This window comes from Enterobacter sp. Ag1 (assembly GCA_000277545.1).
Lineage (GTDB): Bacteria > Pseudomonadota > Gammaproteobacteria > Enterobacterales > Enterobacteriaceae > Cedecea.
On the sequence record AKXM01000004.1, the window covers coordinates 95,295 to 107,892 of the forward strand.

The following is a 12,598-nucleotide window of genomic DNA, read 5'->3' on the forward strand; positions in this document are numbered from 1 at the left end:
TTGATCCGTTGGGAAACGTAAGGAGAAAACCGTGCAACGCGAAGAAGTTTTAGAGCACGCCCTGCATGTCCTTGAACGTGAAGGCATTGCCAGCACGACGCTGGAGATGGTGGCGAAAGAAGCCGATTATCCGCTCGCTGAGATTCGCCAGTTCTGGCCCGACAGCGAAGCCCTGCTGTACGACGCCCTGCGCTACTTAAGTTCGCAGGTGGATGTCTGGCGACGTCAGCTGATGCTGGACGAAGAGTTAACGCCGGAGCAAAAGCTGCTTAAGCGCTACCACGCCCTGACCGAATGCGTGAGCAACCAGCGTTATCCCGGCTGCCTGTTTATTGCCGCCTGCACCTTCTACCCTGATGCCGCGCACCCGATTCATCAACTGGCGGACCAGCAGAAAAAAGCGGCCTGGGAATACACGCACGAGCTGCTCACACAAATGGAAGTGGACGACCCAACCATGGTCGCGCACCAAATGGAATTGGTGCTGGAAGGCTGCCTGAGCAAGCTATTGGTGAAGCGTAGCCAGGCTGATATCGACACGGCCAGAACCCTTGCGGAAGATATTCTGCGCTTTGCGCTGTGCCGCACCGGCGGGGCATTAACCTGAAGCACGTCTTTTTGCTGTCTTTGACTGAAAAGCAGGCAATCAGCATAGTTTTAGGTAATTTTTATGACAAAGCCGTTGACGCCTGGCGGCCTTTACGGTTTAATGCGGCCCGTTGCCCGGATAGCTCAGTCGGTAGAGCAGGGGATTGAAAATCCCCGTGTCCTTGGTTCGATTCCGAGTCCGGGCACCACTATTTAGAAGAACCCGCCTATGGCGGGTTTTTTGCTTTTGGCGATACGGACTCTACATCGAACTGAACGATTACACGACTGCATCGACATCGCCCTCTTCCAACCACTTTTCCAGAGCCAAATAAAAACTACAGCGCTAATCTGCACTAGTATCTCAACCAGGCGCTGGCCTGTATTTCTGAGTAAAGCAGGGGCTGGTGGTTTTTTAGAACTCAGGAAGAACAGAATCTACTGAAGCCAAAAATTCAGCGTGATTAGGCCGCAGGTCAGCAGCGCGGTGAGGATTAATTCGAAACTGTAGCGTCGCAACATTATCTGAACTCCAGAAAGAAACACCCGGCAAGCCGGGTGTTTGTGTTAACGCTTCAAGCTAACGGGGTTGCCCCGTCAAACTTATGCAGCTGGCTTAACAGCCGGTTTTGCAGCAACTTTGTGATGTTTTTTCACGTGTTTCTTAGCAGCCTGCGCTTTCTGAGCAACAGGTTTTACTGCTTTTTTGTGGTGCTTTTTAGCAGCCTGAGCCTTCTGTGCAGCTGGTTTTACTGCTTTTTTGTGGTGCTTTTTAGCAGCCTGAGCTTTCTGCTCGGTGGCTGGCTTAGCGGCTTTTTTGTGTTTCTTTTTAGCGGCCTGTGCTTTCTGAACGGCAGCTTTTTTGTGTTTCTTGTGGTGCGTTACTTTTGCCGCTGGAGCTTTAGCAGCAGGCGCAGCGGCGGTGGTTGCCGGCGCAGCAGCTGGTGCGGTAGCGGTAGTGTCAGCAGCGAAAGCGGCGGAAGACAGACCCATAGCAGCGGCAACAACCAGAGCTAATACTTTTTTCATTTCGACATCCTCGAATTTGTTTTCGTGTTTACCCCACTGCGGGGCCGTTGAAATGAACTATAGGCGCGTGGAACAAACTCTTCAGTGAGTGATTGGTATCGGCGTGTAATGAAATGTACAACGTCAAATTGAGCGATGAGCCACCACAGCATGCCGCCTCTTTCCGGCAACACGGCCGTTCACCGCTGTGCTAGATTGGCTGACAAACAGCCTTCCCCCCTACAGGAGCAAAGCATGGCCGCATACTGGATTGCCCACGTCACCGTTCACAACCCTAAGCAGTATCAAAACTATATCGATTTATCCCCGGCGGCCTTTACGCGCTACAACGCCCGCTTTTTGGCGAGAGGCGGCAAAGCGGAAGTGGTAGAGGGTGATGCGGCTTTCGCCCGGCATGTCGTCATTGAGTTCGCCGATATGGAGACGGCGCTGGCCTGCTACCACTCACCGGAATACCAGCGCGCTCGCCAGGAAAGGGCCAGCGTCGCAGAAGCGATGATCACTATTGTAGAAGGCCTGCCTGGCTGAGCCTTGTAAACCCGGCCCAGGTTTTTAGTCGTTATTTTGTGAAACGTCCCGGTACACCATCAGGTTGTTACGCTTCTCACCGGGGCGATTATCTTCCCAGAAAAAAACCATTCCCTTCGGCGCGGGCTGCAGCTTGTCGCCCAGCACAATCAGCCAGCGACAGCGCTCAGGCTGGCGGAAGGTTGTTTGTGGCTGATGCAGGATCCCGGCAAAGTAATAAAGCATAGGCGCCTCTGACTCCCCCAGCCGGTAAGAAGCCATGCAGTCATCCGCCAGGTACTGCCCCGCCAGATGGCTTTTGAGATCCTTAAATACCCCTGCATAACCTTTGCTGTAGTCGAACCAGCCCACCATTAACGTGAACGCCACGCTCCAGACAACGGTCACGCCTAACCCCCAACTGAATGCTGCCCGCAACACCGGGTTGAGGGCCGCAGATAAACGCCCCCGACAGATCCACAGCGCGGTAACGACCAGGGCAAACACAAACGGCGGCCAGGATAAATGCAGCTCGTAGCTCGCCGGCAGCCAGCGCTCAAGCGGAGCCAGCCAGCCTTTTTGATCGCCACCCACCTTAAGCAGATAAATGCCCCAAACCCCCGCAAGCGAAGCTGACCATAGCGCGACGGCAAAACAGGAGAAATAACGCAGTGCTTTCTCTTTTATTGCAGGTAAAAGCTGGGATCCCAATATAGCCATCGGGGCCACAAAGGGCATTAAATATAAAGCGCGACTGGTGGCCGACATCTGCAGAATAATAATGCCGAGCAACGGAAAAAGCGTAATCACAAACTCATCCGGGTTTCTCAACCGCTGAAGTGGATGACGAAGAAAATAAACTGTCGCCAACATCCCGGCTGGCAGAGCAAAAAGCGCAACGGCCTCAGGCACACGCATCAGGTTTGCTTTGGCGCCCAGCTTAGCAACGGAAAAGCCAAGAAAACGGCCAATATTATTTTCCCAAAACCACGCCATAAAAAGGTCGGGATGTTTACTGTAAAGCAACACTGGCCAGGGAAGAATAAAAATAAGCGCTAGCAGTCCTGAGAGAATAACCGCATACCAAAATGCTTTAGTCCGGCATTGTGTGAAAAATAAAGCGCTTAAAAATAAAGTTATCCATAATACGCCGGGAATAAATACGCCTTTGGATAACATCGTTGCTATTGTGCCCAGGCCAAGCCATACCGCCGAGGCGGCCACTTTCTCCTGGCGAATCAACCCGACAATGCCATACAGCGCCACGGTTGCGCCTGCGGTGAGCGCGGTATCGCTGAACATATCATGGCTGTGGCGCAGGATGCCCGGGGCGCTGATATAAACGGCGAAGGCCAGCCAGATACGGTAATCTACCAGGCTTTCACTGCGGAATACTCTTCTCGCCAGCAGAATAAAGAAGGAAAAATTAATAATTGAAAACAAAAGCGTCGCACTTCGGGCAGCATCGTGGAGCGGCATCATACCGGAAAATAAATGCGCCATTAGCGTTGCCGTCCAGTAATAAAGCGGCGGCTTTTCCATAAACGGCTCACCGGCGTTCACAGGCACTAACCAATTGCCCGTTTCATACATGGTTTGAATGACGCCGAAGGTATAGTTTTCATCCTGCTTCCACGGCGTATGGCCGTATATTCCCGGTAGCAGATAAATAATAAGGAAACTAATAAATAAAAGGAGTATTTTCCCGTCCCTGCGCTGCAACATATAAACATCACTCCTTTACATAAATTGGCTAATTGTTTCTGGCTGTATCTCATCGGAAACACGTTCGGGATAATAATATTTTCCCACCACAGGACATTACAAAGCGCCAATGCAATGGAAAATAAACGGCATTCCTCTTTCCAGACTCACTGCTTTTTTTTGTAGGTTCGTTGAGGAAATAAACAGGTTAGCAACATAAAAGTGATACGTTCTGCGCCCGGGCGCAGAAAGTTACCCCTCTTTGGCAGGCTCACCGCGCACGGGCCCATCTCCTTTGACCAAAATCAAAGTTGCATCTGGTTAGCAGGTTAAACGGTGGATATGTACGCTACTCCTGGCTATAAAGGCGAACGATAATAAATATCATTAACGTTCACAAGGATGGGTTTATGCCAGGGAAATGTGAAACCTACGCAACCTTTTCAGTCGTACCTCTGTTGATTGCCGGCGCACTTACCGCACCGGATAGCGCTTTCGCCCAGCCAAACACCGCGCCTGATGACACGATTATCGTCAGTGCCAGCCGCACGGAAACCAACCTCTGGAACAGCCCGGTTACCGTCCAGGTGGTTGACAGCAAAACGCTGGAAAACTCCACCAGCGTCTCCATTGCAGACGACCTCAAAGATATTCCCGGGGTAGAAGTCACCGATAACGCGCTCGCGGGCCGCAAGCAAATCCGCATCCGGGGCGAAGCCTCATCGCGCGTGTTGATTCTGATTGATGGTCAGCAAGTCACCTACCAACGCGCCGGGCAGGACTACGGCGCGGGGCTGCTGGTGGATGAATCGGCTCTGGAGCGTATTGAAGTCATTAAAGGCCCCTATTCCGTGCTCTACGGCTCACAGGCCATCGGCGGCGTGGTGAATTTCATCACCAAAAAAGGCGGTGATAAGCCGTTGGCCGGGCTGGTCAAAGCAACCTGGAACTCCGCCACCGCAGGCTGGGAGGAATCCGCCGCCGCCTGGGGCAGCATCGGCCAGTTAGACTACCGCATCAACGGCAGCTACTCGGATCAGGGCAACAGAAAAACCCCGGATGGGCGGCTGGATAACACGCACTTCCGCAATAACGGCCAGGGACTGTGGCTGGGTTACCGTTTCGATCGTCAGAAAATTGGCCTGTCTCTCGACCGCTACAGCCTCGCCACGCAAACCTGGTACAACGATCCAGACCAACAGTTCGACGCCTTTAGCGTCAGGATCCCGAAAATGACGCGGGAAAAAATCGGGCTGTTTTACGACCTTGATGTCGACGGAAATTACCTGAAAAAAATCCATCTGGATGCCTACAGTCAAACCGTCGAACGCCGGTTTAACAATGAAGTCGCGACTACACAGGTGATTCCTTCGCCGGCCATTCAGGCGCTAAGCGTAAAAAATCAGACCCAGACCAACGACAAGCAGTACACCCAGGGCGTCACGCTGCAAACAAACTTCTCCCTGCCCGCCGGGAACGATTTGGTGCTTGGGGCACAGTATCAGCACGACAAGGTAGACCAGAGCGGCAGCGGCTACACGCGGCAGACGGCCAAAACCGGGATCTTTGATATTGAAACCCACAGCCAGTCGCAGGACAAATCGGAACAAAGCAATACCTCACTGTTTGCGCAGAACGCCTGGCACCTGGCCGATGACTGGACATGGACGGCGGGCGCCCGCCAGTACTGGCTCTCCTCCAAACTCATTGAAAGCAGCACACAAAAAACCGAAGGCGGCGTTACAACCCACACCGCAACCGGCAACAAATCCGCCAGCGATAGCCAGTTCGTGGCGGCGACCAGCCTGAACTACTCCGGGTTTAAAGATATCGAGCTGCGTGCAGCCTTTGCCCAGGGCTACGTCTTCCCGACGCTGGTGCAGCAGTTTATGCAGACTTCCGCCGGCGGCGGCGTGACTTACGGCAACCCTGATCTGCGCCCGGAACACTCCAACAACTACGAAATTGGCGCCCGCTACAAAGGCAACCTGTGGCTGATTGACAGCACGGTCTACTATTCCGAAGCCAAAGATTACGTCGCATCACGAGCCTGCGAAGGGCAAGCCCTCTGCCTGGGGAACAGCAGCAGTTCCCGGGCCAACTACCGCTTTTATGACAACATCAACCGGGCCAAAACCTACGGCATTGAGCTGAGCGCGGAGTACAACGGCTGGGCCGTCTCCCCTTACCTGAGCGGCAATCTCCTGCGTCGTCAGTATGAAAGCGACTCGCTAAAAACCTGGGATACCGGCGAGCCTGTCGTCAATGGCCGCTTCGGGGTCAGACATATGCTGATGCTTAACGCCATGAATATCACCTCCGACGCCTTTATTCGCGCGGCCTCCCGTGCCAAAGAAAACACCGGTGACAGTGAAAGATGCTACCCCGGCTGGGCCACGTTAAACCTGGCCGTCAACGCCGAGTTTGGTGACAACGATCAGTACCTGGTCAACCTGGCGCTGAACAACCTGACCAACAAACGCTACCAGACCGCCCACGAATCTATCCCGGAAGCGGGCTTCAACACGGCCATCGGCTTTGGGTGGAAATTCTAATGAAGAGACGTTTTTTTGCCGCACTGCTGGCGCTGACGACTTCTTTTTCCAGCCAGGCTAGCGAGCGGCTGGTCGTCGCTGGCGGCTCCCTGAGCGAGCTTGTTTATGCCCTCGACGCGGGTAGCCAGATGGTTGGCGTGGATGAAACCACCACCTGGCCGCCGGAAACGGCAAAGCTGCCGCACATCGGTTCCTGGATGCAGCTCAGCAGTGAATCCATCTTGTCGCTGCGCCCCGGGCGCTTCATTACCTGGCAGGACGCCGGGCCGCACATCGTCATCGGGCAGTTGGAAAAGGCAAAGGTGAATGTCCTGCAGCTCCCGCGAGTGCCCGCCACCGTCGAGCAGATGTACACCAACATTCAAACTCTGGCGATGACCTTACAGCGCCAGCCGCAGGGAGAGGCGCTGATTGCCAGCCTTAAACAGCGGCTGGAGGTGATTAGCAAACGTAACGCGCTGAAGCCACACCCCGTCAAAGCGATGTTTATTCTCTCCGCAGGCGGCAGCGTGCCGCAGGTTGCCGGCGCGGGCAGCGTGGCCGACTCCATCCTTAGCATGGCCGGAGCAAAAAATATCGCCCGGCATCGTCAGTACCAGAGCTACAGCACCGAGGCGATGATCGCCGCCAACCCTGAGGTCATCGTCGCGACGACTCAAATGACCCAGGGCAACCCCGAAGCGCTGAAGGCCATTCCCGGGATCACCCATACCTCCGCCTGGAAAAACAAGCGGATAGTCATTATCGATCAGGCTTTGATTCTCGGCATGGGCCCGCGCGTCGCAGAGGCCGTGGAACTGCTGCATCACCAGTTTTGGCCCGAGTCCGGCCAGAAAGATTAAGGATTACTTTGAAATGAGCGATGTTGAACATGAAACCTGAACTGGATCTCCAGGCGCACTTTGCGCTCCCCGGCGGGCAACCCTTTAAGGATCGTCACGCCACCATGCCGTGGCGCGGCGCAATGCCCATCGCCAAAGAACAGCTGGAGCACACCTGGCAACAGGTGATTACCAGCCCAACGCCTCTCGGCAAAAGGCTGGTTTACCTCCATATTCCCTTCTGCGCAACGCACTGTACCTTCTGCGGTTTTTACCAGAATCGTTATGAAGCAGACCACTGCGAACGCTACACCGACGCGCTGCTCAGGGAAATCGAGCTGGAGGCCAGCAGCCCGCTGCACCAGTCGGCCCCCATTCACGCCATCTACTTTGGCGGTGGCACGCCTTCGGCGCTGTCAGCCAAAGATTTAGCGCGGATCATTACCGCCTTGCGCCGCAGCCTGCCGCTGGCCCCGGACTGCGAAATCACCATTGAAGGCCGGGTGCTGAATTTTAATGATGAGCGCATCGACGCCTGCCTCGACGCCGGAGCCAACCGCTTCTCCATCGGCATCCAGTCGTTTAACAGCAAAATCCGCAAAAAAATGGCGCGCACCTCCGACGGCCCCACCGCCCGACGCTTTATGGAAAACCTCTGCAAACGCGATCGTGCCGCCGTGGTCTGCGATTTGCTGTTTGGCCTTCCGGGGCAGGATCAAAAGCTGTGGGCCGAAGACCTGGCTATCGCGCGGGACATCGGCCTCGACGGGGTCGATCTTTATGCCCTGAATTTGCTACCGCAAACGCCGCTGGGTAAAGCTGTAGAAAACGGACGCGTCACGCTGCCTTCCCCAGCCGAACGCAGGGATTTGTACCTGCAGGGCTGCGACTTCATGGACAGCGCAGGCTGGCGCTGCATCAGCAACAGCCACTGGGCGCGCACCACGCGGGAACGCAACCTTTACAACCTGCTGATTAAACAGGGGGCAGACTGCCTGGCCTTTGGCTCCGGCGCGGGCGGCTCGGTTAACGGCTACTCCTGGATGGTTGAACGCAACCTGGAGACCTGGCACGCCGCCGTCGCCGCCGGAAAAAAACCGCTGATGATGATGGCCCGCACCACTGACCCAGGCTACCGCTGGCGGCATCGCCTCCAGGCAGGCATTGAAACCGCCCGCGTGCCTCTCGACGAGTTAACCGCCGATGCGCATCTGCTCCAGCCGCTGCTTACCCAATGGCACGACTCCGGCCTGACCCGGGATGACTCAACCTGCCTGCGTCTGACCGACGAAGGCCGCTTCTGGGCCAGCAATATCTTCCAGTCGCTGCAGACGCTGGTTGCCGCCCTCAATACCCCCATAACAACGGACAAAAAACCACAAGGAGCAACGCTATGACTTCCGTTTCCCTCGCCGATTACTTAAAAACCCAGCCGGACGGCACGCTGGAATCTATTGCCACACAATATAATGTCACCCTGCTGGATGTTGTCTCCCAGCTCCCCGCTCAGGCGCTGGTTAGCGGCGAGCAGTTCGACACCGTTTGGGACACCGTTGTCGAATGGGGCAGCGTCACCACGCTGGTACACACCGCCGATGTGATTATTGAATTTTCCGGGGAACTGCCCTCCGGCTTCCACCGCCACGGCTATTTTAACCTGCGCGGCAAAAAAGGCATGACGGGGCATATCAAAGCGGCCAACTGCACCCACATCGCGTTGGTGGAGCGCAAGTTTATGGGGATGGACACCGCCTCGATTCTGTTCTTCAATCAGGCGGGCAGCGCGATGCTGAAAATCTTCATCGGGCGCGACGATCACCGCCAATTACTGGCAGACCAGCTGGCAGCTTTTCGTGCGCTGGCAGAGACACTTAAGGGAAATATTGCATGACGCCATGGTTAATTTTTGGGGCCGGGGGCAAGGGCGTAGGCGCGCTAACCGCGAAGCTGGCTTTGGCAGAAAATCGCCCCGTTGTCGCACTGGTGCGTAACGAAGAAGCCGCCGCAAAACTGCGTGAGGCAGGTGCTCAGGTTATTATCGGCGACGCCTGCGACGCAGACGCTGTCGCAGAAGTCTGCCGCCTGGCGGGCAAGGACGCCACCGTCATTTCGACGATGGGCGGTTCACAGGATTACCAGGCGCACCGGACAGTTATCGACTGCGCCGAAAAAGCCGGGATCTCACGCATGGTGCTGGTCACCTCTTTAGGCTGCGGAGAAAGCTGGGCTTATTTATCCGACCGGGCAAAAGCGGCCTTTGGTCAGGCGGTACGGGAAAAATCCCTCGCCGAAAGCTGGCTGCAAACCAGCACGCTGAACTTTGCTATTGTTCGCCCCGGTGGCCTGCTTCACGGTGAACCCACCGGCAAAGCTGTGCTGAGCCAGACCCCCGAAATTCACGGTATGGTCATGCGGGCCGATGTCGCCGCGCACGTCGCAGAACTGGCAAAATCCTCCCACCTGAATCACCAGGTTTACGGCCTCGTTGAACCGGGGCTGAAACCAGCCTGATGCCACGCCGGGCTTTCGCTTTTCTGGCGGTATAGCCCGGCAGGCTCTTCCCTCTTGCTACACTTCAAGATAGTTTCATCAGATAACTAACCTGAAAAGAAGGCAGATCACGCGATGTCCGAACACAACTATCAGCCCCCAAAAGTCTGGACCTGGAACAAGACCGAAGCCGGTCAGTTCTCCAGCATCAACCGCCCAATTTCCGGCCCGACTCATGAAAAAACGCTGCCTGTCGGCAAACACCCGCTGCAGCTCTACTCGCTCGGTACGCCGAACGGGCAGAAAGTCACGATTCTGCTGGAAGAGCTGCTGGCGCTGGGCATCAGCGGGGCAGAATACGATGCGCACCTGATTCGCATCGGCGAAGGCGACCAGTTCTCCAGCGGATTTGTGGAAGTGAACCCAAACTCTAAAATTCCGGCGCTGTTTGACCACTCCGTCACGCCGCCGCTGCGCGTGTTTGAGTCCGGCAACATCCTGCTTTATCTCGCGGAAAAATTCGGCCACTTCCTGCCGAAGGACATCGCCGGGCGCACCGAAGCGCTGAACTGGCTGTTCTGGCTGCAGGGTTCCGCCCCTTATCTGGGCGGCGGCTTCGGCCACTTCTACCACTATGCCCCGGTCAAAATCGAGTACGCCATCAACCGCTTCGCGATGGAAACCAAGCGTCAGCTGGACGTGCTCGATAAACAGCTGGAGAAAAACCGCTTTATCGCCGGAGATGATTACACTATCGCCGACATTGCTATCTTTACCTGGTACGGCGCGCTGGCGAAAGGCGGCCTGTATGAATCCGCCGAGTTCCTCGACATAGCCTCCTACAAACACTTTGGCCGCTGGGCCGATGAAGTGGCTAACCGCCCGGCGGTGAAGCGTGGCCGCATCGTGAACCGCACCTGGGGCGATGTGCAGTTGGCCGAGCGCCACAATGCTTCAGATTTTGATGCATTAGGGTTGTAGGCCTTTCAAGTTGAAAGCTGTTCCTTAGCCACAAATACCCACGATTATGGAGGGTCGGCTAAGGTTCCGTTCACTTCCAGCCCTGTTTTATATGTAACCCGGCATAGGTGAACGTCTTAGGGGAGTCACCGTCACTCCCCTAAGAACCCGGACTCCCGGCCAAATAAATCGGCCGCTGAAGCGGCAGACCTCCGTTTTATCTCCCAGTCCTGGGTCGCCTGAGATGCGTTCCCGACGCTCTCAGCCTCCGGCCGTTCCCGACGGCCGGACCCTGGCCAGTCGGAGAGAAAACGGAGGCGATTTAAGCCGGACACGTTCACTGTGCAGTAAACGTGTCGGGAAAACAGGTCTACGGGTGAACGGAACAGCTCCCGGATTAAAGAGATCTCCCAAAAGATGTCAAATTCACAGCACATCCTCCAGCACCCAAACGCTAACGCTGCCGCCGTGACAGGTAAAGGTTGCGCTGCCGCCCGCGTCGGTGTGAATCGTTTCCTCGCGATTGCCGAGATAATCACGCCAGTTTTTCTCAGCGAAATCTTCCCCCAAGGTGACGTGCTTTTCGCCGTCATCGCCGTTGGACATGATGACTACGCAGCCTGGGGCTTCTGCCGTGCCGCTGCGGCTAAAGCCAATGCAGTTAGGGTGATCGAACCATAAAGTCTGCACCCCGTGGGCAAAGCGCTCCCGGGCGTGAATCAGATCATCCAGCTGTTCGATGACCGGCATATCAATGTGGTAGTTCTGCCCGTCGCCGCCTTTATCGTCGTAACTTGCGCCAAAAAGATCCGGGTAGAACACCGACGGTACGCCGTTTTCGCGCAGCAGAATTAGCGCATAGGCCAGCGGTTTAAACCAGGCTTCTACGGGCGCTTCAAGCGCCTGCAGCGGCTGGGTGTCGTGGTTAGCCACCAGCGTGACGGCGTGGAACGGGTCGGCCTCAACCAGCGTGCCGGTGAAAATCTGGCTCATGTCGTAGTCACGCCCAAGCCGGGATGCCTCATGGAATTTCATTTGTAGAGGGGCATCAAACAGCATCGTTTTGCCCTCTACCTGGGTGATGTATTCCAGCAGTTTGTCCACTTCATGGGACCAGTATTCCGCCACGATAAACAGCGGCGTTTCCGTCACGTCCTGGACGTGCTCAATCCACTCTTTATAAAACCAGGCGGGAATGTGTTTGACGGCATCGAGCCGAAAGCCGTTGCACTGCGTCTGGGCCATCACCCAGCGCGCCCAGTATTTAAGCTCTTCGGTCACCGCATGGTTGCGGAAGTCGATATTGGCGCCCATCAGATAATCGAAATTCCCCAGCTCGTCGTCCACCTGGTCGTTCCAGCCGTCGCCGGTGTAGTCATTGACGATTTTGAAGATGCCGTCTTCATCGGGGTTTTCAATATGATCGACGCCGCTGAAGCATTTGTAGTCCCAGATGAACTGTGAATATTGTCCGGCACGGGCGGGGAAGGTGTAGCGGGTCCAGGCCTCGCAGTCGATAACCTCGGACGAGATCTCGTTGCGGTTATCGGCATTTACCCGGTTGACGCGGATGTGCTCTTTTTCGTCGGCGCCCATTTTATGGTTCACGACAACGTCCAGCAGCACCGAAACTCCGTTGTCCCGCAGGGCCTTTATGGCCGCCAGCAGCTGTGCTTTATCCCCGTACTTGGTGGCGATGCTACCTTTCTGGTCAAACTCACCGAGGTCAAAGAGATCGTAACTGTCGTAGCCAACCGAATAACCGCCCGCGCTGCCTTTATACGCAGGGGGAAGCCAAACCATGTTGATGCCGATGTCGCTGAGGCTGGCCGCACGGTCGGCCACTTCTGACCAGAGCGCTCCATCGCCGGGGGTGTACCAGTGAAAAAATTGTAACAGGGTGGGGTTCGTCATCTTGTCCGTGCTCCAGAAGTCATTTAGCTG

Annotated in this window: 12 protein-coding genes and 1 tRNA gene; 9 read left to right on the forward strand and 4 right to left on the reverse strand. The window is 55.7% G+C overall.

Translation table 11 applies throughout. The features are described from left to right. Positions 1-31 precede the first annotated feature (31 nt). Entirely contained in the window at positions 32-607 is a 576-nt protein-coding gene (locus tag A936_RS01175; protein WP_008453778.1) for a transcriptional regulator, read from the forward strand. Between the two features lie 114 nt (positions 608-721). Beyond that, a tRNA-Phe gene (locus A936_RS01180) sits at positions 722-797 on the forward strand. Positions 798-1,026: 229 nt separating this feature from the next. Here A936_RS01180 and ydgU read toward each other — a convergent pair. Further along, the gene (gene ydgU, locus A936_RS24025; protein WP_456297838.1) at positions 1,027-1,110 is read right to left on the reverse strand and encodes a small membrane protein YdgU; all 84 of its coding nucleotides are present in this window, start codon (positions 1,108-1,110) and stop codon (positions 1,027-1,029) included. Positions 1,111-1,191: 81 nt separating this feature from the next. Next, entirely contained in the window at positions 1,192-1,617 is a 426-nt protein-coding gene (gene asr, locus A936_RS22520) for an acid resistance repetitive basic protein Asr (protein WP_008453780.1), read from the reverse strand. Positions 1,618-1,851: 234 nt separating this feature from the next. Here asr and A936_RS01190 point away from each other — a divergent pair, with 234 nt between their 5' ends. Then, complete coding sequence (locus A936_RS01190; RefSeq protein ID WP_008453781.1) at positions 1,852-2,145, forward strand: DUF1330 domain-containing protein; 294 nt, start codon at positions 1,852-1,854, stop codon at positions 2,143-2,145. Between the two features lie 24 nt (positions 2,146-2,169). Here the strand turns inward: A936_RS01190 and A936_RS01195 are convergent, their stop codons facing one another. After that, positions 2,170-3,849: an ArnT family glycosyltransferase gene (locus tag A936_RS01195; protein ID WP_008453782.1), complete on the reverse strand. Its 1,680-nt coding sequence runs from the start codon at positions 3,847-3,849 to the stop codon at positions 2,170-2,172. A 389-nt stretch (positions 3,850-4,238) separates the two neighbouring features. Between A936_RS01195 and A936_RS01200 the strand changes: the two genes are divergently transcribed. The 6 genes from A936_RS01200 (at position 4,239) to yghU (ending at position 10,675) form a co-directional block, all read left to right on the forward strand. Beyond that, positions 4,239-6,383 (forward strand): TonB-dependent receptor plug domain-containing protein, encoded by a 2,145-nt coding sequence (locus A936_RS01200; protein ID WP_008453783.1) that lies wholly within the window; start codon positions 4,239-4,241, stop codon positions 6,381-6,383. Beyond that, positions 6,383-7,225, forward strand: a complete 843-nt coding sequence (locus tag A936_RS01205; RefSeq protein WP_008453785.1) for a heme/hemin ABC transporter substrate-binding protein — start codon at positions 6,383-6,385, stop codon at positions 7,223-7,225. The genes A936_RS01200 and A936_RS01205 overlap by 1 nt, the downstream gene beginning before the upstream one ends. Before the next feature lie 29 nt (positions 7,226-7,254). Continuing rightward, positions 7,255-8,601 carry a heme anaerobic degradation radical SAM methyltransferase ChuW/HutW gene (gene hutW, locus A936_RS01210; RefSeq protein WP_034807438.1) on the forward strand — a complete coding sequence of 449 codons (1,347 nt, stop codon included), beginning with the start codon at positions 7,255-7,257 and terminating at the stop codon, positions 8,599-8,601. Then, positions 8,598-9,095, forward strand: coding sequence for a heme utilization cystosolic carrier protein HutX (hutX, locus tag A936_RS01215; protein ID WP_008453789.1), 498 nt, complete (start codon positions 8,598-8,600; stop codon positions 9,093-9,095). Before hutW ends, hutX begins: the two co-directional genes overlap by 4 nt. Continuing rightward, entirely contained in the window at positions 9,092-9,715 is a 624-nt protein-coding gene (locus A936_RS01220) for an SDR family oxidoreductase (protein WP_008453791.1), read from the forward strand. The genes hutX and A936_RS01220 overlap by 4 nt, the downstream gene beginning before the upstream one ends. A 114-nt stretch (positions 9,716-9,829) precedes the next feature. Beyond that, positions 9,830-10,675, forward strand: coding sequence for a glutathione-dependent disulfide-bond oxidoreductase (yghU, locus tag A936_RS01225; protein ID WP_008453793.1), 846 nt, complete (start codon positions 9,830-9,832; stop codon positions 10,673-10,675). Positions 10,676-11,080: 405 nt separating this feature from the next. Here yghU and amyA read toward each other — a convergent pair whose 3' ends face one another. Continuing rightward, positions 11,081-12,568, reverse strand: coding sequence for an alpha-amylase (gene amyA / locus A936_RS01235; protein WP_008453798.1), 1,488 nt, complete (start codon positions 12,566-12,568; stop codon positions 11,081-11,083). Positions 12,569-12,598: the final 30 nt, after the last annotated feature.